17 protein-coding genes and 1 tRNA gene are annotated in these 22,896 nt (G+C 71.8%); 13 read left to right on the forward strand and 5 right to left on the reverse strand.

The genetic code is table 11. From position 1 onward, the window contains the following. The first annotated feature begins 293 nt into the window (after window positions 1-293). From trpC to ACIBQZ_RS18495, 5 genes are all read left to right on the forward strand, one after another. Entirely contained in the window at window positions 294-1,097 is an 804-nt protein-coding gene (trpC, locus tag ACIBQZ_RS18475) for an indole-3-glycerol phosphate synthase TrpC (RefSeq protein ID WP_396090091.1), read from the forward strand. 144 nt (window positions 1,098-1,241) lie between these two features. Then, the gene (gene trpB, locus ACIBQZ_RS18480) at window positions 1,242-2,483 is read left to right on the forward strand and encodes a tryptophan synthase subunit beta (protein ID WP_396089916.1); all 1,242 of its coding nucleotides are present in this window, start codon (window positions 1,242-1,244) and stop codon (window positions 2,481-2,483) included. After that, window positions 2,480-3,286 carry a tryptophan synthase subunit alpha gene (gene trpA / locus ACIBQZ_RS18485; RefSeq protein WP_396089917.1) on the forward strand — a complete coding sequence of 269 codons (807 nt, stop codon included), beginning with the start codon at window positions 2,480-2,482 and terminating at the stop codon, window positions 3,284-3,286. The genes trpB and trpA overlap by 4 nt, the downstream gene beginning before the upstream one ends. Before the next feature lie 34 nt (window positions 3,287-3,320). Then, window positions 3,321-4,496, forward strand: a complete 1,176-nt coding sequence (gene lgt / locus ACIBQZ_RS18490; protein ID WP_396089918.1) for a prolipoprotein diacylglyceryl transferase — start codon at window positions 3,321-3,323, stop codon at window positions 4,494-4,496. Window positions 4,497-4,524: 28 nt separating this feature from the next. Then, on the forward strand, window positions 4,525-5,715 hold the full coding sequence (locus ACIBQZ_RS18495) for an FAD-dependent oxidoreductase (protein ID WP_396089919.1): 1,191 nt from the start codon (window positions 4,525-4,527) through the stop codon (window positions 5,713-5,715). Window positions 5,716-5,729: 14 nt separating this feature from the next. Here the strand turns inward: ACIBQZ_RS18495 and ACIBQZ_RS18500 are convergent, their stop codons facing one another. Continuing rightward, window positions 5,730-6,599, reverse strand: a complete 870-nt coding sequence (locus ACIBQZ_RS18500) for a GNAT family N-acetyltransferase (RefSeq protein WP_396089920.1) — start codon at window positions 6,597-6,599, stop codon at window positions 5,730-5,732. A gap of 213 nt (window positions 6,600-6,812) precedes the next feature. On the opposite strand from ACIBQZ_RS18500, the gene gltB reads away from it, so the two are divergent. Next, the gene (gltB, locus tag ACIBQZ_RS18505; protein WP_396089921.1) at window positions 6,813-11,393 is read left to right on the forward strand and encodes a glutamate synthase large subunit; all 4,581 of its coding nucleotides are present in this window, start codon (window positions 6,813-6,815) and stop codon (window positions 11,391-11,393) included. Next, on the forward strand, window positions 11,386-12,861 hold the full coding sequence (locus tag ACIBQZ_RS18510) for a glutamate synthase subunit beta (RefSeq protein ID WP_396089922.1): 1,476 nt from the start codon (window positions 11,386-11,388) through the stop codon (window positions 12,859-12,861). The genes gltB and ACIBQZ_RS18510 overlap by 8 nt, the downstream gene beginning before the upstream one ends. A 55-nt stretch (window positions 12,862-12,916) precedes the next feature. Here the strand turns inward: ACIBQZ_RS18510 and ACIBQZ_RS18515 are convergent, their stop codons facing one another. After that, complete coding sequence (locus tag ACIBQZ_RS18515; RefSeq protein WP_396089923.1) at window positions 12,917-13,060, reverse strand: hypothetical protein; 144 nt, start codon at window positions 13,058-13,060, stop codon at window positions 12,917-12,919. Window positions 13,061-13,326: 266 nt separating this feature from the next. Here ACIBQZ_RS18515 and pyk point away from each other — a divergent pair, with 266 nt between their 5' ends. Next, a complete protein-coding gene (pyk, locus tag ACIBQZ_RS18520) occupies window positions 13,327-14,775 on the forward strand; it encodes a pyruvate kinase (protein WP_396089924.1) in 1,449 nt (482 codons plus the stop codon). Next, window positions 14,772-15,650 carry an acyl-CoA thioesterase gene (locus ACIBQZ_RS18525; RefSeq protein ID WP_396089925.1) on the forward strand — a complete coding sequence of 293 codons (879 nt, stop codon included), beginning with the start codon at window positions 14,772-14,774 and terminating at the stop codon, window positions 15,648-15,650. Before pyk ends, ACIBQZ_RS18525 begins: the two co-directional genes overlap by 4 nt. A 799-nt stretch (window positions 15,651-16,449) precedes the next feature. Here ACIBQZ_RS18525 and ACIBQZ_RS18530 read toward each other — a convergent pair. From ACIBQZ_RS18530 to ACIBQZ_RS18540, 3 genes are all read right to left on the reverse strand, one after another. Further along, the gene (locus ACIBQZ_RS18530) at window positions 16,450-17,580 is read right to left on the reverse strand and encodes a hypothetical protein (RefSeq protein ID WP_396089926.1); all 1,131 of its coding nucleotides are present in this window, start codon (window positions 17,578-17,580) and stop codon (window positions 16,450-16,452) included. 131 nt (window positions 17,581-17,711) lie between these two features. After that, window positions 17,712-18,461 carry a transcriptional regulator gene (locus tag ACIBQZ_RS18535; RefSeq protein WP_396089927.1) on the reverse strand — a complete coding sequence of 250 codons (750 nt, stop codon included), beginning with the start codon at window positions 18,459-18,461 and terminating at the stop codon, window positions 17,712-17,714. A 35-nt stretch (window positions 18,462-18,496) separates the two neighbouring features. Then, window positions 18,497-18,569 (reverse strand) — tRNA-Leu (locus tag ACIBQZ_RS18540). A gap of 119 nt (window positions 18,570-18,688) precedes the next feature. On the opposite strand from ACIBQZ_RS18540, the gene ACIBQZ_RS18545 reads away from it, so the two are divergent. The 4 genes from ACIBQZ_RS18545 (at window position 18,689) to ACIBQZ_RS18560 (ending at window position 22,857) form a co-directional block, all read left to right on the forward strand. Further along, a complete protein-coding gene (locus ACIBQZ_RS18545; RefSeq protein ID WP_396089928.1) occupies window positions 18,689-19,306 on the forward strand; it encodes an ANTAR domain-containing response regulator in 618 nt (205 codons plus the stop codon). Window positions 19,307-19,523: 217 nt separating this feature from the next. Continuing rightward, the gene (locus ACIBQZ_RS18550) at window positions 19,524-20,687 is read left to right on the forward strand and encodes a branched-chain amino acid ABC transporter substrate-binding protein (RefSeq protein WP_396089929.1); all 1,164 of its coding nucleotides are present in this window, start codon (window positions 19,524-19,526) and stop codon (window positions 20,685-20,687) included. 80 nt (window positions 20,688-20,767) lie between these two features. Beyond that, complete coding sequence (locus ACIBQZ_RS18555; RefSeq protein ID WP_396089930.1) at window positions 20,768-21,718, forward strand: branched-chain amino acid ABC transporter permease; 951 nt, start codon at window positions 20,768-20,770, stop codon at window positions 21,716-21,718. Beyond that, the gene (locus ACIBQZ_RS18560) at window positions 21,715-22,857 is read left to right on the forward strand and encodes a branched-chain amino acid ABC transporter permease (RefSeq protein ID WP_396089931.1); all 1,143 of its coding nucleotides are present in this window, start codon (window positions 21,715-21,717) and stop codon (window positions 22,855-22,857) included. Before ACIBQZ_RS18555 ends, ACIBQZ_RS18560 begins: the two co-directional genes overlap by 4 nt. Window positions 22,858-22,896 lie beyond the last annotated feature (39 nt).

The following is a 22,896-nucleotide window of genomic DNA, read 5'->3' on the forward strand; positions in this document are numbered from 1 at the left end:
GATGCGTGACACCACCGTCACCGCTACGGGGGATCAGCCGATCATCCAGGGGGTCGCAGCTAGAGCCCTGCGACGGGCGAGGAGGATGTGACAGATGAGACAGCGCGTCGCCCGGGTGCGCATTATGCCGCAGCCCATCTCGTGAGGCGCGCCATACCCCGGGGGGCTGGACTTGTCGGCGGCCACCTAGCATCGGGCCGAGGACACCCGGAGAGGGGAGTCATTAGGTGACATCCGATCAGGCGGAAGCGGGCAGCGGCGGACCCGCCGAGCGTGGTGCGGGCCCGCAGAACGTGCTCGAGGAGATCCTGGCCGGGGTGCGCGAGGACGTCGCGGCCCGCCAGCAGCAGCTCTCCCTGGAGCAGGTGCGCGACCTCGCCGCGGCAGCGCCGCCGGCGATCGACGCGTACGCGGCCCTGCGCAAGCCCGGCGTGGCGGTGATCGCGGAGGTCAAGCGGTCGTCACCGTCCAAGGGCGCGCTGGCCGACATCCCGGACCCGGCGGAGCTGGCCGGGGAATATGCGGCCGGCGGCGCGCGGTGCATCAGCGTGCTCACCGAGGGCCGCTGGTTCGGCGGCTCACTGGAGGACCTGGCCGCCGTGCGGGCCGCGGTCAACGTGCCGGTGCTGCGCAAGGACTTCGTCGTCTCCAGCTACCAGGTGCACGAGGCCCGGGCGCACGGAGCCGACCTCGTCCTGCTCATCGTGGCGGCGCTGGAGCAGAACGTGCTCACCGGCCTGCTCGAGCGCATCGAGTCGCTGGGCATGACGGCCCTCGTCGAGGTGCACAACGAGGAGGAGGCCGACCGTGCCCTGGACGCCGGCGCCCAGGTCATCGGCGTCAACGCCCGCGACCTGCGGACCCTCGAGGTGGACCGGTCGGTCTTCGAGCGGATCGCGCCCGGCCTGCCGAACAACGTCGTCAAGATCGCCGAGTCCGGCGTGCGCGGGCCGCACGACCTGATCCGGTACGCGTCGGCGGGCGCCGACGCGGTGCTGGTCGGCGAGGGCCTGGTCACCAAGAAGAGCCCCCGGGACGCGGTCGCCGAGCTGGTCAACGCGGGCAACCACCCGGCGACGCCCCGGCCCGTGCGATGAGCGCAGCGGAGCGGCTACGGTCCGGACCACCGCGGTGGACGAGCGCCGATCCGCGGAGCGGAGGCCGGCAATGAGCGCAGCGGAGCGGCTACGGTCCGGACCACCGCGGTGGACGAGCGCCGATCCGCGGAGCGGAGGCCCGCAATGAGCGCCCCGGTGCTGCCGGACCTCGCCGGGCACTTCGGTCGTTACGGCGGCCGGTTCGTGCCCGAGGCGCTGGTCCGGGCGCTCGACGAGCTGGACGCGGCGTACCGGTCGGCGAAGGTCGACCCGGTCTTCCAGGAGCGGTTCACCGGCCTGCTGCGCGACTACGCGGGCACGCCGTCGCTGCTGTACCGGGCCGAGCGCTTCTCCGCCGCGATCGGCGCCGAGGTGCTGCTCAAGCGCGAGGACCTGAACCACACCGGCGCGCACAAGGTGCGCAACGTGCTGGGCCAGGCCCTGCTCGCCAAGCGGATGGGCAAGCCGCGGGTGATCGCGGAGACCGGCGCCGGCCAGCACGGCGTGGCCAGCGCCACCGCGGCGGCGCTGCTCGACCTCGAGTGTGTCGTCTACATGGGCGAGATGGACACCGAGCGGCAGGCGCTCAACGTGGCCCGGATGCGCATGCTCGGCGCCACCGTGGTGCCGGTGACCAACGGCTCGCGCACCCTCAAGGACGCGCTCAACGAGGCCCTGCGCGACTGGGTCTCCAGCGTCGACACCACCCACTACCTGCTGGGCACCGCGGCCGGCCCGCACCCGTTCCCGGAGATCGTCCGGGATTTCGTGAGCGGCATCGGCATCGAGGCCCGCGCGCAGTGCCTGGAGAAGCTGGGCCGGCTGCCCGACGCGATCGCGGCCTGCGTCGGCGGCGGCTCGAACGCGATCGGCATCTTCCACGCGTTCGTCCCCGACGAGCAGGTCCGCCTGTACGGCTTCGAGGCCGGCGGCGACGGCGTGGAGACCGGCCGGCACGCCGCCTCGATCACCGGCGGCTCGGCGGGCGTGCTGCACGGCGCCCGCACGTACGTGTTGCAGGACGCCGACGGCCAGACGGTCGAGTCGCACTCCATCTCGGCGGGGCTGGACTACCCGGGCGTCGGCCCCGAGCACGCCTGGCTGCACGACACCGGCCGGGCCCGCTACGAGCCGGTCACCGACGCCGAGGCGATGGCGGCGTTCCAGCTGCTCTGCCGCACCGAGGGCATCATCCCGGCGATCGAGAGCGCGCACGCGCTGGCCGGCGCCGCCCGGATCGTGCCGGCGCTGACCGCCGAACTCGGCCGCACGCCGACGATCGTGATCAACCTGTCCGGCCGCGGCGACAAGGACGTGCACACCGCGGGCGCGTACTTCGGCATCCTGGACCAGGTCGAGACCATCGTCCCGGGGGAGAACTCGTGAGCATCGCGGAGACCTTCGGCAAGGCCCGGGCCGAGGGGCGGGCGGTGCTCGTCGGCTGCATGCCGGCCGGGTTCCCGACCGTCGACGACAGCATCGCCTCGATGGTCGCGATGGCCGGGTCCGGCTGCGACGTCATCGAGGTCGAGCTGCCGTACTCCGACCCGGTGATGGACGGCCCGGTGATCCAGAAGGCCAGCGACATCGCGCTGGCCGGCGGCGTCCGCACCCGGGACACGCTGCGGATCATCGAGGCGGTCGCGAACACCGGGGCCACGGTGGTGCTGATGACCTACTGGAACCCGGTGGAGCGGTACGGCGTGGACGCGTTCGCCCGCGACCTGGCCGCCGCCGGGGCCACCGGGATGATCACCCCGGACCTGATCCCGGACGAGGCCGGCGAGTGGATCGCCGCCGCCGACCGGTACGCGATCGACCGCACGTTCCTGGTCTCGCCGTCGTCGACCGACGAGCGGCTGGCGATGACCGTGGCCCAGTGCCGCGGCTTCGTCTACGCGACCGCGCTGATGGGCGTCACCGGCGCCCGCACCGCGGTCTCGTCGCAGGCCCCCGAGCTGGTCGCGCGGATCCGCAAGGCCGACCCGGAGCTGGCCGTGGGTGTCGGGCTGGGCGTCGGCACCGGGGCGCAGGCCGCCGAGGTGGCCGCGTTCGCCGACGGTGTCATCGTCGGCAGCGCGCTGATCCGGTGCGTGCTGGACGCCCCCGACCGGGGCACCGGCCTGGACCGGCTGCGCGCGCTCAGCGGCGAGCTCGCCGAGGGTGTGCGCACCCGCAAACCCTCTTGATGGCGGATCGGCGGATCGACGGTAAGGTGCGCGCGTGAACTTAGCCGCTATCCCGAGCCCCACGACATCGGTCTGGCACGTCCTCGGGCTGCCGATCCGGGCCTACGCACTCTGCATCGTCGCCGGCATCATCGTGGCCGTCCTGGTCATGGAGCACCGGTTGCGCCGCCGTGGTGTCGCACCGTGGGCGTCGCTGGACATGGCGGTGTGGGCCGTGCCGTTCGGCATCGTCGGCGCGCGGATCTACCACGTCATCACGTCGCCGGCCGACTACTTCGGCGCCGGCGGCGACCCGATCCGGATCTTCCAGATCTGGGAGGGCGGCCTGGGCATCTGGGGCGCCGTCGCCGGTGGCGCGGTCGGCGCCTGGCTGGCCGCCCGCCAGCTCGGCCTGCCGCTGAGCGTCTTCGCCGACGCGCTGGCCCCGGCCCTGCCGCTGGCCCAGGCCGTCGGCCGGCTCGGCAACTGGTTCAACAACGAGCTGTACGGCAGCGTCACGACCCTGCCGTGGGGCCTGCGGGTGCACGACATGGACCGGGCCGATCCGGGCCACGCGACCGTGATCGACGGCAAGGCGGTGACCCTGCCCGACCTGTATCACCCCACCTTCCTCTACGAGCTGCTCTGGAACCTCGGGGTCGCGGGCCTGGTGTTCCTGCTGGACCGGAAGTTCAAGTTCGGCCGTGGCCGGGCCTTCGCGGTCTACGTGATGGGCTACTGCGCGGGGCGCTTCTGGATCGAGCTGATGCGGGTCGACGAGGCCAACCGCATCCTCGGCGTCCGGCTCAACGTCTTCACCTCGGTGCTGGTCCTCCTCGGCGCGCTGATCTACTTCCTGCTGGTCAAGGGCCCCCGCGAGTACGTGGTGCCGATCGACGCCCCGGACACCGCGCCGGAGCCGGCCGGCGCCGGCGGTGACGTCTCGCAGGTCGACGTCGGCGGGCAGCCGGCCTCGGCGAAGCCGCCCACGGCGTACCGGGTGGTCAGCGAGGAACGCTTCCAGGCCTACCAGCGCACCGGCGTGCTGCCACCGGCCGGGCCCGACCCGGCCGGCGCAGCCGACAGCGACCCGGTCCCGGCCGGCGCTCCCGACAGCGACCCGGTCCCGGCCGGCGCTCCCGACAGCGACCCGGTCCCGGCCGGCGCCACCACCGAGCCCGCGGAGCCCGAGGGCAAACCGTCCTCCTCCGCCTCTGCCGACGAACACTGACGGCCCGGCCCCGGCGGAAGGCGGCGGCGTGCGCACGGCCGTGGTGGTGGGCGCGGGCATAGCCGGGCTGGCGGCGGCCGGCGCGCTGGCCCGCGACGGCTGGCAGGTGACCCTGCTGGAGTCCGGGGAACGGATCGCCGCGTCCCCGACCGCCCTGGTGCTCTGGCCCAACGGCCGGCGCGCCCTGGAGGCCCTCGACCCCGACGGCGGCTGGTCGGCGATCGCGGCGCCACTGCCGGACGGTGGCGTACGCCGCCCGGACGGTCAGTGGATCGTCGCGCCGCGCGGCCGGCCCGGCGCCGCTCCCGCCCCCGCGGTCGTGCACCTCGAGGACCTCTACGACGCGCTGGTGGCCGGGCTCGGTGACCGGGTGGACATCCGTACCGGGGTGGCCGTCTCCGGGGTGCGCACCGGCGGCGCCCAGCGTCCGTCGGTCACCGACGGCCGCACCCGGTTCGAGGCCGACCTGCTGATCGCCGCCGACGGCATCGACAGCCGGGTCCGCCGGGCGCTGGCGCCGGAGGCCGTCGCCGTCGGCTCGGGCTTCGCCGCCTGGCAGGCGGTCATCCCCGGCTACCGCGTCCCGGACCTGCCCGCCGAGCAGGCCACCGGCGGCGAGACCCTGGGCGCCGGCTACCGCTTCGTCTCCATGCCGCTGGGTGGCCGCGCGGCCGGCCACGGCGGCGTCTACTGGGTGGCCACGGCCGCCGGCGCACCCCGCCCGGAGCCGGCCGCGACCCAGCTGGCCCTGCTGCGCCGCTGGTTCGCCGGCTGGCCGGAGCCGGTCGGCGCGCTGCTGGCGGCGACCCGCCCCGAGGACCTGGTCCCGCAGGAGGTCCGCGAGCTGCGCCCGCTGCCCCGCGCGTACGGCTTCCGGGCCGGCCCCGGCGGCGTGGTCCTGCTCGGCGACGCCGCCCACGCGATGCCGCACCACCTGGGCCAGGGCGCCTGCCTGGCCTTCGAGGACGCGGCCACGCTGCGGGCCCTGGTCGCCGACGCCCGCCCGGGCCCGGCCCTGGTCGCGGCGGTGCAGGAGTACGACCGGGCCCGCCGGCCCCGCACGGTCAGCGTGGTCCGGCAGACCCGCCGGATGTCGGCGGTGGTGCAGGCCCGCGGCCGGCTGGCCCTGCGGGCCCGGAACGCGGCGCTGGGCTCGCTGCGCCCCCGGATCCTGGGCCACGCCCACGACCGCACGGCCGAGTGGCAGCCGCCGGACTGACCGCGCCGCGACCGCTACAGCGCGGGGGCGGCCGGTTCGGCGATGCAGGCGGTGCCGACGCGGCGGAAGCCGACCTTGGAGTACAGCCGGGCCACGTCGTCGTCGCCGGCGGACAGGAAGATCAGGTCGCTGCCGTCCAGCAGGGTGCGCCGGGCCAGGCTGGCCGTCAGTTGCGACGCGAAGCCGCGGCGGCGGGCCGCCGGCAGCGTCGCCACGCCGACCACCTCGGCGACCGCGCCGACCCGCTGGACCGAGCCGCACGCCAGGATGCCGTCGCGGGGTGACTCGACCACCGCGCTCATCATCCGGCCGGACAGGTGGCGGCGGGTCAGCTCCGCCACGGCCTCGTCGTTCAGCGGCGGCACCGCGTCGCGTTCCTTCGGGCCGGCCACCTCCACCACCAGCGAGCCGGTCTGCACCGTGGTCGCGTTCGCCGGGGCGCCGAAGCCGAGCCGGCCGACCGCGCGGCTGGTGCTGATGTCGGCGCCGAAGGCGGGCGAGGCCGGTTCCAGGAAGCGGATGTCGGCGCCGGGCAGCGGCAGGTCCGGCACCAGGGCGGCGCTCTCCAGCACCATCAGCGGCGCGAGCAGCACGTCGAGGCCGGCCGAGCGGGCCACCGCCAGCAGGTCGGGGGTGGTCTCGTGCACCCATTCGAACGCTTCCGGCACGCCGAGGTCTCGTTGCCGCTGCCGGACGGCGGTAACATCGGCGGCGGACGGGGCGCCCCCACCGCCCAGCCGCGGTCGGGCATAGTAGGGCCAGCCCTTGCCGTCGTTGACGAAGAGCACAAAACCACCGATCTCCTCCGCGACGGCGGCGTCGCGGGGCACGGCATCGTAGAAACGTTCCAGCCGGGTGAAGACGTCGGTATCCTCTAGCGCCACCGCGCGAGACTACCCGTTGGGCCACCGGCCGCTCTCGCCCGGCGGTGACAAACCGCCCCCGGATTCGTCAGTGCCGACAAATCCGGTGGGGCAAAAGTGTGATCCATCCGCACCTGGCGGAGAGCGGCCACGACTAACGTAGACTCTAGAGACTTTTGCAGGGCCGACGTCGTCCCGACCTTGAACGGAACACCAGTGACGATCGGAGGCCCGGTGGCTCTTCCGCACCCCCAGGGGCTAGACGTTCCCGCCGCGGAAAACCGTGGTTTGTACGACCCTGCCCAGGAGCACGACGCCTGCGGGGTGGCCTTCGTGGCCGATCTGCACGGCCGGCGCTCCCACGATGTGGTAGCCAACGGCCTCTCCGCGTTGATCCGGCTCGACCACCGCGGCGCCCGGGGCGCCGAGCACAACACCGGTGACGGCGCCGGCATCATGATCCAGGTCCCGGACGCGTTCCTGCGCGCCACGGTCGACTTCGAGCTGCCGCCCGCCGGTTCGTACGCCACCGGTCTGGTCTTCCTGCCCAACGACCCGGAGGAGGCCGCCCGGTCGGTGGCGGTCTTCGAGAAGTACGCGCTGGTCGAGGGCGGCGACATCCTGGGCTGGCGGGACGTGCCGGTGGACCCGTCCGGGCTGGGCGAGACCGCCGAGGCCGCCCGGCCGAAGATCCGCCAGGTCTTCCTCGCCGCGCACCGGCTCACCGGCGCCGCGTCCGGCCCGGCCGGCGCGCCGCTGTCCGGCATCGAGCTGGACCGGGTCGCGTTCTGCATCCGCAAGCAGGCCGAGCGGGAGAGCATGCAGCGCGGCGTCGCGGCGTACTTCCCGTCGCTGTCGGCGCGCACCATCACCTACAAGGGCATGCTGACGCCCGACCAGCTGCCGGCGTTCTTCCCGGACCTGACCGACGAGCGGGTGGAGAGCGCGATCGCGCTGGTGCACTCGCGGTTCTCCACCAACACGTTCCCGTCCTGGCCGCTGGCCCACCCGTACCGGTTCATCGCGCACAACGGTGAGATCAACACCATCCGCGGCAACCGGAACTGGATGGCCGCCCGCGAGGCGCTGCTGGCCTCGCCGACCGTGCCCGGCAACATCAAGCGGCTGTTCCCGGTCTGCACGCCCGAGGCGTCCGACTCGGCGAACTTCGACGCCGTGCTGGAGCTGCTGCACCTGTCCGGGCGCAGCCTGCCGCACGCGGTGCTGATGATGATCCCGGAGGCCTGGGAGAACGACCCGGGCATGGACCCGGCCCGGCGCGCCTTCTACCGCTTCCACGCCAGCCTGATGGAGCCGTGGGACGGCCCGGCCAGCGTGGCGTTCACCGACGGCAGCATCATCGGCGCCGTGCTGGACCGCAACGGCCTGCGCCCCGGCCGCTGGTGGCACACCAGCGACGGGCTGGTCGTGCTGGGCAGCGAGGCGGGCGTGCTCGACCTCGACCCGGCCACCGTGGTCGCCAAGGGCCGGCTGCAGCCGGGCCGGATGTTCCTGGTCGACACCGAGGCCGGCCGGATCGTGCACGACGACGAGATCAAGGCCGAGCTGGCCGCCGCGCAGCCGTACGACGAGTGGCTGCACGCCGGGCTGATCGACCTGCAGGACCTCCCGCCGCGCGAGCACGTCATCTACACCCACGACTCGGTGATGCGCCGCCAGCAGGTCTTCGGCTACTCCGAGGAGGAGCTGAAGATCCTGGTCGCGCCGATGGCCCGGACCGGCGCCGAGCCGCTCGGCTCGATGGGCACCGACACCCCGATCTCGCCGCTGTCGACCCGCCCGCGGCTGCTGTTCGACTACTTCCACCAGCTGTTCGCCCAGGTCACCAACCCGCCGCTGGACGCCATCCGCGAGGAGCTGGTGACCAGCCTGGCGATGACCATCGGGCCGGAGGGCAACCTGCTGGACCCGGGGCCGGCGAGCTGCCGGCAGATCGTGCTGCCGTACCCGATCCTCGACAACGACGACCTGGCCAAGCTGCTCTCCATCGACGAGGACGGCGACCTGCCCGGCTTCAAGGCGGTCCGGGTCTCCGGCCTCTACCCGCTGCGTGACGGCGCCGCCGGCATCAAGGCCCGGCTGACCCAGATCTGCCGGCACGTGTCGGAGGCGATCGAGGACGGCGTGCGCATCCTGGTGCTCTCCGACCGCGACTCCAACGTCGACCTCGCGCCGATCCCGTCGCTGCTGCTCACCGCCGCGGTGCACCAGCACCTGGTGCGGGAGCAGACCCGCACGCAGGTGGCGCTCGTCGTGGAGAGCGGCGACTGCCGGGAGGTGCACCACGCGGCCGTGCTGATCGGGTACGGCGCCGCGGCGGTCAACCCGTACCTGGCGTTCGAGACGGTCGACGACCTCATCGCCACCGGCCCGCTCGCGGGCATGGAGTCGAAGAAGGCGGTCAGCAACTACGTCAAGGCGCTCGGCAAGGGCGTCCTGAAGATCATGTCCAAGATGGGCATCTCGACCGTGTCGTCGTACTGCGGCGCGCAGGTGTTCGAGGCGGTCGGCCTGGACAACAAGCTGCTGCAGCGCTACTTCGCCGGCACCTCCGGGCGGATCGGCGGCTCCGGCCTGCCCGAGATCCACGCCGAGGTCGCGGCGCGGCACGCGAAGGCGTACCCGAAGAACCCGGCCGAGCGCAGCCACCGCCGGCTGGAGGTCGGCGGCGAGTACCAGTGGCGCCGCGAGGGCGAGGTCCACCTGTTCAACCCGGAGACCGTCTTCCTGCTCCAGCACGCCACCCGCAGCAAGCAGTACGACGTCTTCAAGCAGTACACGGCCAAGGTGGACGGTCTGGCCCAGGCCGCCGGCTCGCTGCGCGGGCTGTTCCGCTTCAAGGACCGCGAGGCCGTCCCGCTGGAGGAGGTCGAGCCGGCGTCGGAGATCGTCAAGCGGTTCGCCACCGGCGCGATGAGCTACGGCTCCATCTCGGCGGAGTCGCACGAGACGCTGGCGATCGCGATGAACCGGCTCGGCGGCAAGTCCAACACCGGTGAGGGCGGTGAGGACGTCGAGCGCCTGTACGACCCCGAGCGCCGCTCGTCGGTCAAGCAGATCGCCTCCGGCCGCTTCGGCGTCACCACCGAGTACCTGGTCAACGCCGACGACCTGCAGATCAAGATGGCGCAGGGCGCGAAGCCGGGCGAGGGTGGACAGCTGCCCGGCAACAAGGTGTGGCCGTGGATCGCCAAGACCCGGCACGCCACCCCGGGCGTCGGGCTGATCTCACCGCCGCCGCACCACGACATCTACTCCATCGAGGACCTGGCGCAGCTCGTCCACGACCTCAAGAACGTCAACCCGGCTGCGCGCGTACACGTGAAGCTGGTCTCCGAGATCGGGGTCGGCACCGTCGCGGCGGGCGTGGCCAAGCTCAAGGCCGATGTGATCCTGATCTCCGGTCACGACGGCGGCACCGGCGCCTCGCCGCTGAATTCCCTCAAGCACGCCGGCTCCCCGTGGGAGCTCGGCCTGGCCGAGGCCCAGCAGACGCTGCTGCTCAACAAGCTGCGCGACCGGGTCACCGTGCAGGTCGACGGCCAGCTCAAGACCGGCCGCGACGTGATCATCGCGGCGCTGCTGGGCGCCGAGGAGTTCGGCTTCGCGACCGCGCCGCTGATCGTCTCGGGCTGCATCATGATGCGGGTCTGCCACCTGGACACCTGCCCGGTCGGCATCGCCACGCAGAACCCGGTGCTGCGCGAGCGGTTCACCGGCAAGCCCGAGTTCGTGGAGAACTTCTTCCTGTTCCTCGCCGAGGAGGTCCGCGGCTACCTGGCCGAGCTGGGCTTCCGCACCATCGACGAGGCGATCGGGCACGCCGAGGTGCTCGACGTGGCCCCGGCGGTGACGCACTGGAAGGCCAAGGGCCTGGACCTGGCCCCGGTGCTGTTCGTGCCGGAGCTGCCCGCGGGCGCCGCCCGCCGCGGCGTGGTCGCCCAGGACCACGGGCTGGAGAAGGCGCTGGACAACGAGCTGATCGCGCTCGCCGCCCCGGCCCTGGCCGAGGGCGCCGAGGTGCGCGCCGAGCTGGCCGTGCGCAACGACCACCGCAGCGTCGGCGCGATGCTCGGCGGCGAGGTCACCCGCCGCTACGGCGGCAACGGCCTGCCCGACGACACCATCGCGTTCACCCTGCGCGGCACCGGCGGGCAGTCGTTCGGCGCGTTCCTGCCGCGCGGGGTGACCCTGCGGCTGATCGGCGACACCAACGACTACGTCGCCAAGGGCCTCTCCGGCGGCCGGGTGATCGTGCGCCCGGCCGAGACCGCGCCGTTCGTCGCGGAGGAGAACATCATCGCCGGCAACACCATCCTGTACGGCGCCACCGGCGGCGAGGTGTTCCTGCGCGGCCGTGCGGGCGAGCGTTTCGCGGTCCGCAACTCCGGCGCCGCGGCGGTCGTCGAGGGCGTCGGCGACCACGGCTGCGAGTACATGACCGGCGGCACCGTGGTGGTGCTCGGCACGGTCGGGCGCAACTTCGCCGCCGGCATGAGCGGCGGCACCGCGTTCATCCACCACCTGGACGCCGGCCGGATCAACCCGGAGCTGGTCGACCTGACCCCGCTCAACACCGACGAGCAGGAGCAGCTGCTCACCCTGGTGCGCAAGCACTTCGCCGAGACGGGCTCCGCCGTGGCGGAGCGCCTGCTGGCCGACTGGCCGGCCGCGGTGACCGAGTTCACCGCGGTGGTGCCGCGCGACTACAAGCGCGTGATGGAACTGATCAAGACCGCCGAAGCCGCCGGTCGGAACATCGACGAGGCGGTTATGGGGGTTACCCGTGCCTGATCCGAACGGCTTCCTGCGGTACGAGCGGCAGCTGCCCAAGCGCCGGCCGGTGCCGGTGCGCATCCGCGACTGGCACGAGGTCTACCCGCCGGCGGGCGAGGAGCTCATCCGCGACCAGGCGACCCGGTGCATGGACTGCGGCATCCCGTTCTGTCACGAGGGCTGCCCGCTGGGCAACCGCATCCCGGACTGGAACGACCTGGTCCGCACCGACGCCTGGGACGCGGCGTCGGAGAGCCTGCACGCCACCAACAACTTCCCGGAGTTCACCGGCCGGCTCTGCCCGGCGCCGTGCGAGGCGGCCTGCGTGCTGGGCATCTCGGACGACCCGGTGACCATCAAGCAGGTCGAGGTGGAGATCGCCAACCACGCGTTCGCCACCGGCCTGCGCCCGCAGCCGCCGGTGGGCCGGTCCGGGCGCAGCGTGGCCGTCGTCGGGTCCGGCCCGGCCGGGCTCGCCGCCGCCCAGCAGCTGGCCCGGGCCGGTCACGCGGTCACGGTCTACGAGCGCGACGACAAGATCGGCGGGCTGCTGCGGTACGGCATCCCCGACTTCAAGCTGGAGAAGGACCGGATCGACGAGCGGCTGGCCCAGATGGCGGCCGAGGGTGTGGTCTTCGAGACCGGCGTCGACGTGGGCGCCGACATCACCGCCGACGACCTGCGGGAACGCTTCGACGCGGTGCTGCTCACCTGTGGCGCGCTGGCCGGCCGGGACGCGACCGACACCCCCGGGCGGCAGCTCAACGGCGTGCACCTGGCCATGGAGCACCTGGTGCCGGCCAACCGCGTGGTGGCGGGCCAGCAGGAGAGCACCCCGATCGACGCCGCGGGCAAGCACGTGGTGATCATCGGCGGCGGCGACACCGGCGCGGACTGCCTCGGCGTCGCGCACCGGCAGGGCGCGGCGGGCGTGATCCAGCTCGACCAGTACCCGCTGCCGCCCGAGACCCGGGTCGGCGAGCTGCACCCGTGGCCCACCTGGCCGGTCGTGCTGCGTAACTACCCGGCCCACGAGGAGGGCGGCGAACGCGTCTTCGGCGTCGCGGTCCAGGAGTTCGTCGACGACGGTACGGGCAGCGTCACCGCCGTACGCGTCGCCGACGTGGTCGTGGAACGGGTGAACGGGCGCCGCACCGTCACCGTCCAGCAGGGATCGGAGCGCGATCTGCCCGCCCAGCTGGTGCTGCTGGCGATCGGCTTCGACGGCACCGAGCAGCAGCCGCTGCTGGAGCAGTTCGGGGTGAACCGCAACAGCCGCGGCGCGGTCGACGCCGGCGACGACTGGCAGACCGGCGTCGAGGGCGTGTTCGTCGCGGGCGACATGCACCGCGGCGCCTCGCTGATCGTGTGGGCGATCGCCGAGGGCCGGGCCGCCGCCGCCGCGATCCACACCTACCTGGGCGGCTTCGGCGAGCTGCCGGCCCCGGTACGCCCGTCGTCGCAGCCGCTGGCCGTGCTGCGCTGAGCCACCCGAGGTACGGGCGGGGCGGCCCCGTGGTCCGCTCCGCCCGTGTCCTCGGTCAGCTCGGCGCCGCCGCGTGCTGCAGCAGCCGCTGCCGGGCCGCCTCGCACTCGCGGGCCTGTTCCCGCGCGGCGCCTTCGAGCACCCGCCGCCGCTTGGTCGCCGACCACCGGAGCCGTTCCAGCCATTCCTGGATCGCCATCGTCACACCCCCATGACCACCGAGCTGACTCACTGCTGTCAACACGTGACGATGGGTGAATGGGTTCAGCTGCTTCTAGCACGGGGGCGGGGCTGCGCCGTACCCCGTCTGCCCGCGACCGCACGACGGCGACCGATAAGCTGAAGCCGATCGCGGTCGCTGAAGCCCGCCGACGCCGACCGGAACCTCACGGGGCGTCGCCACTAGCAGTTCATCCTCATGACGGGGGTCGGCCAGCGGGCCGACCCGAAAGAGAGACTAGCCTGATGGCTGTGACACGCCGCGCAAAGATCGTCTGCACCATGGGTCCCGCCACCGCCTCCCCCGAGCGCATGCTCGGACTGGTCGAGGCCGGCATGGACGTCGCCCGGCTGAACTTCAGCCACGGCAGCCACGAGGACCACCGCCAGATCTACGACATGGTCCGCACCGCGGCCCGCGAGACCGGCCGCGCCGTCGCGGTCCTCGCCGACCTGCAGGGCCCCAAGATCCGGCTGGGCCGGTTCGCCAACGGCCCGCACACCTGGGCCACCGGCGACACCGTCGTCATCACCAGCGACGACATCCTGGGCACCCCCGACCGGGTCAGCTGCACCTACAAGAAGCTGCCCGAGGAGGTCAAGGTCGGCGACCGGCTGCTGATCGACGACGGCAAGGTCGCCGTCGAGGTCTCCGCCGTCGACGGCAACGACATCCGCTGCCTGGTCACCGAGGGCGGCCCGGTCAGCAACAACAAGGGCGTCTCGCTGCCCAACGTCGCCGTCAGCGTGCCCGCGATGAGCGACAAGGACGAGGAGGACCTGCGCTTCGCGCTCGGCCTCGGCGTCGACCTGATCGCGCTGTCGTTCGTCCGCTCGCCCGACGACATCAAGCTCGTCCACCAGATCATGGCCGAGGAGGGCACCACGCTCCCGGTCATCGCCAAGGTCGAGAAGCCCGAGGCGGTCACCCACCTCGAGGCCATCGTGCTGGCCTTCGACGGCGTCATGGTGGCCCGCGGCGACCTCGGCGTCGAGCTGCCGCTGGACCAGGTCCCGCTGGTGCAGAAGCGCGCCGTGCAGCTGTGCCGGGAGAACGCCAAGCCGGTCATCGTCGCCACCCAGATGCTCGACTCGATGATCGAGAATTCCCGCCCGACCCGCGCCGAGGCCTCCGACGTCGCCAACGCCGTGCTCGACGGCGCCGACGCGGTGATGCTCTCCGGCGAGACCTCGGTCGGCAAGTACCCGGTCCTCACCGTCAGCACCATGGCCAAGATCGTCACCACCACCGAGAGCGGCGACTTCGGCGTCCCGGTGCTGCAGCACGACCCGCGCACCCACAGCGGCGCGCTGACCGTGGCCGCCAGCCGGATCGCCCGCAACATCGGCGCCAAGGCCCTGGTCGCGTTCTCGCAGACCGGCGACACCGTGCGCCGGCTCTCCCGGCTGCACTGCGAGCTCCCGCTGCTCGCGTTCACGCCGGTCGCCGAGGTCCGCGACCAGCTCGCGCTCTCCTGGGGCGTCGAGACGTTCCTGACCGACTTCGTCCAGCACACCGACGACATGTTCCGCCAGGTCGACCAGAGCATGCTCGGCCTCGGCCTGGCCAAGCCCGGCGAATACGTCGTGGTCGTGGCCGGCAGCCCGCCGAACGCGCCCGGCTCCACCAACACCCTGCGCGTGCACCAGCTCGGCTCGCTCGTCGACCCGGCCACGGTGACCGGGGCGAAGTGAGCACGCCGCTGTCCGGACAGGCCGCCGTCGATCAGCTCCTCGAGGTCCTCGACCTCAAGAAGATCGACGCGGCCACGTTCCGGGGCGAGAGCCCCCAGGTCGGCGCCCAGCGGGTGTTCGGCGGCCAGGTCGCGGGCCAGGCCCTGGTCGCGGCCGGCCGCACCGTCGACCCGGAACGCACCGTGCACTCCCTGCACGGCTACTTCGTGCGCCCCGGCGACCCCACGGTCCCGATCGAGTTCACCGTCGAGACGATCCGCGACGGCCGGTCCTTCTCGGTGCGCCGCTCCACCGCCCAGCAGCACGGCCGCACGATCTTCTTCATGTCGGCCTCGTTCCAGGTCACCGAGCAGGGCCTGGACCACCACACGCCGCCCCCCGAGGGAGTGCCGGGCCCGGACGACACCCGCACGATGCGCGACTGGCTGGCCGTCTACCCGGAACGCGCGGCCGCGTTCCGGGCGGCGCCCCAGGCGATCGACGTCCGCTACGTGGGCACCCCCGGCTGGGTCGCCCCGGGCGACCGCGCCGCGGCGGACGAGCAACGCGTCTGGATGCGCATCAACGGCAAGCTGCCGGACGACCCGCTGATCCACGCCTGCGCCCTGACGTACGCCTCGGACCTGTCCCTGCTCGACTCGGTCCTGTCGATGCACGGCGAGGTGTGGGGCCCGGGCGGCGTGATCGGCGCAAGCCTGGACCACGCGCTGTGGCTGCACCGCCCGTTCCGCGCGGACGAATGGTTCCTGTACGACAGCACAAGCCCGTCGGCGAGCGGGAGCAGAGGGCTGGCGAGCGGCCGGATGTTCACCGAGGACGGGCGGCACATCGCGAGCGCGGTCCAGGAAGGCCTGCTCCGCCGCGTCGGCGCCTGACCACCGCCGGGCTTGGTGATCCGCGTCGGCCGCGAGGGTGGTAATTCCCTTCCCGGCTGCGGTGGGTGCTGGCGCGGTGAGTCTGGTCCCGGCCGGGGTGGTTGCTGGGCCTGGTGATTCGCGTCGGCCGCGGTGACTGCCGGGGTGTGGTGATGCGCTTTCCGGCTGCGGTGGTTGCTGGGCTTGGTGGTTCTGTTCCCGGCCGATGGGGCTGCTGGGCCCGGGTGGTTCGCGTCGGCCGCGGTGACTGCCGGGCATGGTGGTTCTGTTCCCGGCCGGGGTGGTTGCTGGGCCTGGTGATTCGCGTCGGCCGCGGTGACTGCCGGGGCGTGGTGATGCGCTTTCCGGCTCCGGTGGTTGCAGGGCTTGGTGATTCCGTTCCGGGCAGCGGTGGTTGCTGGGCCCGTTGTTCGCGTCGGCTGCCGCGTCGCCGGGCTGCGCGCCCTGGCCGCCGCGTTCGCCCTGGCTGCCCTGGCCGCCGCGTCCGGTCTGGCCAGCCGGCGGGCGGGAGTGCCGGGAGGAGCCGGGCTCCTGGCGGGCGGGGAGGAGCCGGGCCCTTGGCGGGCGGGGAGGAGCCGGGCCCTTGGCGGGCTGGGAGGAGCCGGGCCCCTGGTGGGCGGGAAGAACCTGCTCCCCGCCGGGCGGGAAGAGCAAGGCCCCGCCGGGGCGGGACCCCGGCCCGGCGACTGGCCGTTTCTCCGGGTCCCGCCACCGACGGGGCAGGGGACAGCTCTCGTGCACCGGCCGGCAGTGCACCGGCCGGCAGTGCACCGGCCGGCAGTGCACCGGCCGGCCGGGGTCAGTCCACCAAGCGGCTGCGCGTGATGATCGACGTGTCGTCCAGGCTGGTCCCGGTCGCCTCCGACACCCTCGCCGTCGGGTCCAGCAACGGCAGCCCTTCGCTGTGTGCCTGGCCGGCGGCCGGGCGGCGCGCGCCGGCCTCCGTGGCCTGCTGCCGGCCGGAGTCCGCACCTGTCTCGGCGGCGCCCTGCTGGCGGGTGGCCGAGGCAGCCTCCTGCAGCTCCGCACCCTCGGCGGTGTCCGGCACCTCGACCTGCTCCTCGAACGCGGCCGGCGTGCCCGCGCCCGGCACCGCGGCGCCGGTCACCCCGGCCAGCGCCAGCATCGCGTCGAGGTCGGCCGTGGTCCGCAGCACCTCGTCGTGGAAGCTGCCGGACTGCTCCTGGGACAGCTGCGCCCGTACCGGTGCGGGCGCCGGCGCCGACAGATCCGACATCGCCGTCGCCGTGGCCCGGGGCACCGCCCGGTGCCGCGGCCCCGTCGCGCGCGGCCGCGACCCGGTCTCAAAGTCGGTCAGCCCGGCCGAATACCCGGCCACGCCGACGGCCCGCTCCGGGGGCAGCTCCAGCAGCCGCCCGGCCCGGTCGGCGGCCGAGGCCTCCCGCAGCCGCAACGACGCGACCAGGTCGGCGATCCCGCGGGACAGCGCGGCCCCGCCGAGCACCACGACCACCAGTTCCGGAGTACGCACGAACGAGCTGGCCGAGAAGAACCCCAGCCCGGTCTCCACCAGGCCGACCACCATGAGCAGACCCCAGATCCGGTCCGACTCCCGCGTCATCATCGAGATGGCGATGTCCGCCGCGCCCCGCACCAGCAGATACCAGCCGATCAGCGCGGCCGGCGTGGTCCACGAGCTGCCGCCGTCCCGCAGCATGATCACACCGGTGGCGGCGAACAGCACGGCCATGCCGGCGTTCAGCCACCAGGTGCGGGTGCCGGCCAGCGCGCGCACGACCTCGGTCACGGCCCCGAACAGGATCACCGGCCCGGCGACGGCCACCAGGTCGGCGGGCTCGAGCCGCAGCACGCTCCAGGCGATCGCCAGCCACGTCACGCCCGCGAACAGCAGAAACCCCCACATCCCGGCGCGGACGACGGTCAGGGGCGACGAGCCGGACCACAACATGGAGCCTCCTGGCAGTGCTGGTACTGCCATGACAACACCCGGCGAGACCGGCAAACCGGTCTTTCCCGGAATTGCCCCGGGGTGGCCGGGTGCCCGCTTGGACCGTCACCCTGAGGGCTACCGGTCATCCGTCAGTGCTTCGGTCCCACGTATTGGTCGAGTGCGCGGACGTCGTCGCGGCGCGCGACCGACAGTTGGTTTCGCCGGCACATCCGCCATCGCACCCCCACGTCGTCCAGAGCCTGCTGGCAGATGCCCATGATGTCGGCGGATTCGTTGACGAAAAGATAGCGCGGATAGCGGTAGGTCCGCCCGGCCCGCACTATTCGATTGTCGGTGCGGCAGCCGTCGGAATGGAAAAGCCCGCGGAGCAGCCGGCCCGGCCACGCGCCGACCACCTGCCGTTGCCAATCGGTGAGCCGAATGGCGCGCTCGTGTTTCTTTCCGGGCCCGTGCTGCGGCAGCAGGCAGGGCCAGTGCATCCACGAGGAGCGTACGTCGTCGCGGCCGTCCCGGATCTGATGCCCGACCACCCGGGCCCCGCAGGCCAGCATCGCCCGTCCGGCCTCGGTGATCAGCCCTGGGTAGCGCAGGTCGCATGCCACCTTCAACAGGGGCACCCGGCAGGTCGTCAGCAGGTGCCCGTCGCCGAGGTAGATGCCCAGCAGATAGGCGTAGTCCGCCGGGCGGTCGATCGGGCGCGCCGGATCCGAGCAGAACGGGCAGCGCCGGTCCGGCAAAGAATTGATCTTGTATCGCGCCCCGTAGAGCCAGCCGGCCACCGTGTTGCGGGACAATCCGAGCGTCCGGTAGATCTCCGTGAACGGCACGCCCGCGGATTTCAGGGAGATTGCGCGCTCGCGCAGATGTGGTGGATGCACGATGGAATCATCGACTGGGGGTACGACAGGTTTTGTGTCCTCGGTGGGATTCGAACCCACACTGTGTGGTGTTTGAGACCACTCTCTCTGCCGTTGGAGTACGAGGACAAGAAGATCACGTTGGTCACGCCAGGCTGAGCAGAAGACAGCCTACCCACTACGCTGAGGGCGGTGGCACCCAGATACCCGGGTGTCGCGACTTCGCCGAGCGTTGGGGGTAAGGGTTCGTGGCCGACACGCAGGCGGGTGCCGTGCGCAGGCGGGTGCTGATCGCCGAGGACGAGGCGCTCATCCGGCTGGACCTGGCCGAGATGCTCGTGGAGGAGGGCTACGACGTCGTCGGTGAGGCCGGTGACGGCGAGACCGCCGTCCGGCTGGCCGAGGATCTCACGCCGGACCTCGTCATCCTCGACATCAAGATGCCGATCATGGATGGCCTGGCGGCCGCCGAGCGGATCGCCGGCGGGCGGATCGCGCCGGTGGTCATCCTGACCGCGTTCAGCCAGCGCGATCTGGTCGAGCGGGCCCGCGCGGCCGGCGCGATGGCCTACCTGGTGAAGCCGTTCCAGAAGTCGGACCTGGTGCCGGCGATCGAGATCGCGCTCTCCCGGTATTCGGAGATCTCCGCGCTGGAGTCCGAGGTGGCCGGGCTGACCGACCGGCTGGAGACGCGCAAGTCGGTGGAGCGCGCCAAGGGCGAGCTGATGACGAAGTACGCGATGACCGAGCCGCAGGCGTTCAAGTGGATCCAGCGCACCGCGATGGATCACCGGATGACGATGCGTGAGGTCGCCGACCGGATTCTCGCGGAGGGTGAGGAGACCCCCGGCGCGCCCGCGCCGTGACCGTTGACCTCTGCGAACTGCCTGTTTGTTACACCTTCTCCTGCGGGGGATCACCGGACGTAACGGTTCGGTGAATGCCCGTGCGAACACTTACTTCGGTGCCGGATCGTGGGATAGCGTCCCGCCCCATGACGGGCGCAGTTGTGTCGTGCCGGTGCGCAAGTGCCAATCGACCGGCCGTGGCTCGGTGGGTTCGGTATGGAGGAGGGTTCCAACCTTGAGGCAGGTTCTCGCACGTGCCATCGGCGGGTTGGCCGTTATCGGCCTCATCGCCGGTGCTGCTGCTTGCAACAGCGACAGCGGCAGTGATGACACGGCCAGTGGCAACTGCGGCTACAAGCTCGCGTACTTTGGCGCCCTGACGGGGTCTTCGGCGAACCTCGGTGTGAACATCGAGCAGGGCTTCGAGCTCGCGATCAACCAGTTCAACGAGAAGAAGGGCTCCGACTGCATCACGGTCGCGAAGTTCGACTCTCAGGGCGAGCCGGGTGTGGCGCCCGGTGTGGCCCGTAACCTGGTCGCCGACAAGAAGATCCTGGGCATCGTCGGCCCGCCGTTCTCGGGTGAGTCCGAGGCTGCCGTGCCGATCTTCGAGGCTGCGGGCATCCCGTCCGTCACCCCGTCGGCGACGCGGGTCTCGCTGACGGCCAACGGCTGGAAGACGTTCCACCGCGCGGTCGCGAACGACGACGCGCAGGGCCCGGCCGCGGGCAACTACATCAAGGACGTCATGAAGGCCGAGAAGGTCTTCGTGGCGAACGACCAGTCCGCGTACGGCGCCGGCCTGGCCGAGGTGGTCGAGAAGACCCTCGGCACCGCGGTGGTCGCCAAGGACAAGACCGAGGCCGACGGCAAGCAGACCGACTTCTCGGCGCTGGTCCAGAAGGTCGTCTCCTCGCAGGCGACCGTGCTGTTCTACGGCGGCTACTACCAGAACGCCGGCCTGATCCGGAAGGCGCTCACCACGGCCGGCTGGAAGGGCACGCTGGTCGGCGGCGACGGCATGAAGGACGGTGGCCTGGCCAAGGCCGCGGGTAACGCTGCCGCGACCGGCACCATCGTCACCTGCCCGTGCTCCCCGCCGGAGAAGGCCGGTGGCACGTTCGTCACCGACTACAAGGCGAAGTGGAACGTCGACGCCGGCACCTACAGCGACGTCGCGTTCGACGCCGCCAACCTGCTGCTGCAGGGCATCGACGCCGGCAACAACACCCCGGAGAAGCTCAACACCTACCTGAAGACGGTGGAGTACAAGGGCATCGCCAACACCTACAAGTTCACCGACAAGGGTGAGCTCGACCCGAGCTTCATCAAGGTTTGGACGTTCAAGTTCGACGCGACGGGCAACCAGCTCGCGGACCAAGAGGTTCCGACCGCCTGATCGACTGAGCAACTTCTCGTAGGGCCGGTGCGGCCGGATGATCTCCGGCCGCACCGACCTTCTCGTTTCAGGAGCCCCTTGTGAACTTCTCCGGTCTGATCCAGGACTTCGGGCCGCTCACGATCACGGGCCTGGCCCAGGGTGCGATCATCGCGCTCTTCGCCCTGGGTTACACCCTGGTCTACGGCGTCCTCCGCCTGATCAACTTCGCGCACTCCGAGGTCTTCCTGCTCGGCTCGTACGCCTGCCTCGTCGTCTGGGGCTTCTTCGGGCTCGACCAGAACTCGGCAACCCCCTCCGTCGCCGGCGTCATCGGCCTGCTGTTGCTGGGACTGGTGGCGGCGATCGTCGTCTCCGGTATCACCGCACTGGGTGTGGAACTGGTGGCCTACCGGCCGCTGCGGAAGCGCAACGCGCCGCCGCTCGCGTTCCTCATCACCGCCATCGGCGCGTCCCTGTTCATCTCCGAGACCGTCGGCGTCATGACCCAGCGCAACATCAAGGGTGTGCCGCCGCTGATCCAGCCACGCGACGTCTTCGTGATCGGCAACATGCATGTGACGAATCTGCAGATTCTGATCATCGTGCTGGCGCTCGTGATGATGTTCGTGCTCGACCGCTTCATCAACCGTTCCCGGCTGGGCCGTGGCATCCGTGCCGTGGCGCAGAACCCGGACAGCGCGGCGCTGATGGGCGTGAACAAGAGCCGCGTGATCTCCCTGGTCTTCCTGCTGGGCGGCCTGATGGCCGGTATCGCGGCGGTCATGTACGACCTGAAGATCGGTGTCACCCGGTTCGACGCCGGCTTCCTGCTGGGCATCGAGGCGTTCACGGCCGCGGTGCTCGGTGGTATCGGCAACCTGCGCGGCGCGCTGCTCGGCGGCCTGCTGCTGGGTGTGCTGCAGAACTACGCGGCATCGCTGTTCGGCACCGAGTGGCTGCACGCCGCGTCGTTCGTGCTGCTCGTGTTGATCCTGCTGGTCCGTCCGACGGGCCTGCTGGGCGAGTCTCTCGGAAGGGCGAGGGCATGACCGAGGCGACTGGAGCAACGTCGGCGGCGCAGCCGCCGAAGAAGGTGAGCCGGGGCGAGGCGGTACGCGGCTGGTACGGCCGTCAGCCCAAGGCGGTCCGGATCGTGCTGGGCGTGGTCTTCGCCGCGCTGGCGTTCCTGCTGCCGTACGTGGGCGAGATCCCGCTGATCGGCCCGCAGATCGTCACGCAGGGCATCGACTGGCCGAGCGCGCTGTTCAACATGTCCTACTACGTGCTGCTGGCCCTGGGCCTGAACGTGGTGGTCGGTTTCGCCGGCCTGCTCGACCTGGGTTACGTCGGCTTCTTCGCCGTCGGCGCCTACACGGTCGCGCTGCTGGCCTCGCCGGACAGCGTGCTGCGCACCGAGTGGGGCTGGCTGGCCGCGGTGCCGATCGGCCTCGCGGTGGCGATGCTGTCGGGTCTGGTGCTGGGTTATCCGACCCTGCGGTTGCGCGGTGACTATCTGGCCATCGTGACGCTGGGCTTCGCGGAGATCATCCGGATCGTGGCGACGAGCACCGAGACGCTGCGTGGTGACCGGGGCTTCTCGGACATCCCGCACCCGCCGGGTGAGTTCTCCGACGGCAAGCCGATCTTCGGCGTGGCCGACGCGATCCCGTACTACTGGCTGGGCCTCGCGGTGATCATCCTGGTCATCTTCGGGGTGCGTAACCTGGACAACAGCCGGGTCGGCCGGTCCTGGCTGGCGATCCGCGAGGACCAGGAAGCCGCCGAGATCATGGGTGTGCGGACGGTCAAGTACAAGCTGTGGGCGTTCGCGATCGGCGCGTTCATCGGCGGCCTGGGCGGCGTGATGTTCGCCGGCCAGCAGGGTTTCATGAACTCGCAGACGTTCGTGCTGCAGTTCTCGATCCTGGTGCTCGCCGGCGTGGTCATGGGTGGTTCCGGCAACATCGCCGGTGCGATCCTGGGTGGCGCGCTCATCTCGTACATCCCGGACCGGCTGCGCGGCATCGAGGACCCGATCTGGCACACCGACCTGTTCGGTTTCCGGTTCGCCATCTTCGGCGCGGTGATCATCGCGATCATGATCTTCCGCCCGCAGGGCCTGATCCCCAGCCGGCGCCGGGCGATGGAGCTCAAGGACCGCGAGAAGGAGGTGGCTCCCATTGAGTGAGCCGCATATCGAGACTCCGCAGGAGGCCGACGCGGCCAA

The sequence above is a fragment of the Actinoplanes sp. NPDC049599 genome (assembly GCF_044465625.1).
In the GTDB taxonomy this organism is placed as follows: Bacteria; Actinomycetota; Actinomycetes; order Mycobacteriales; family Micromonosporaceae; genus Actinoplanes.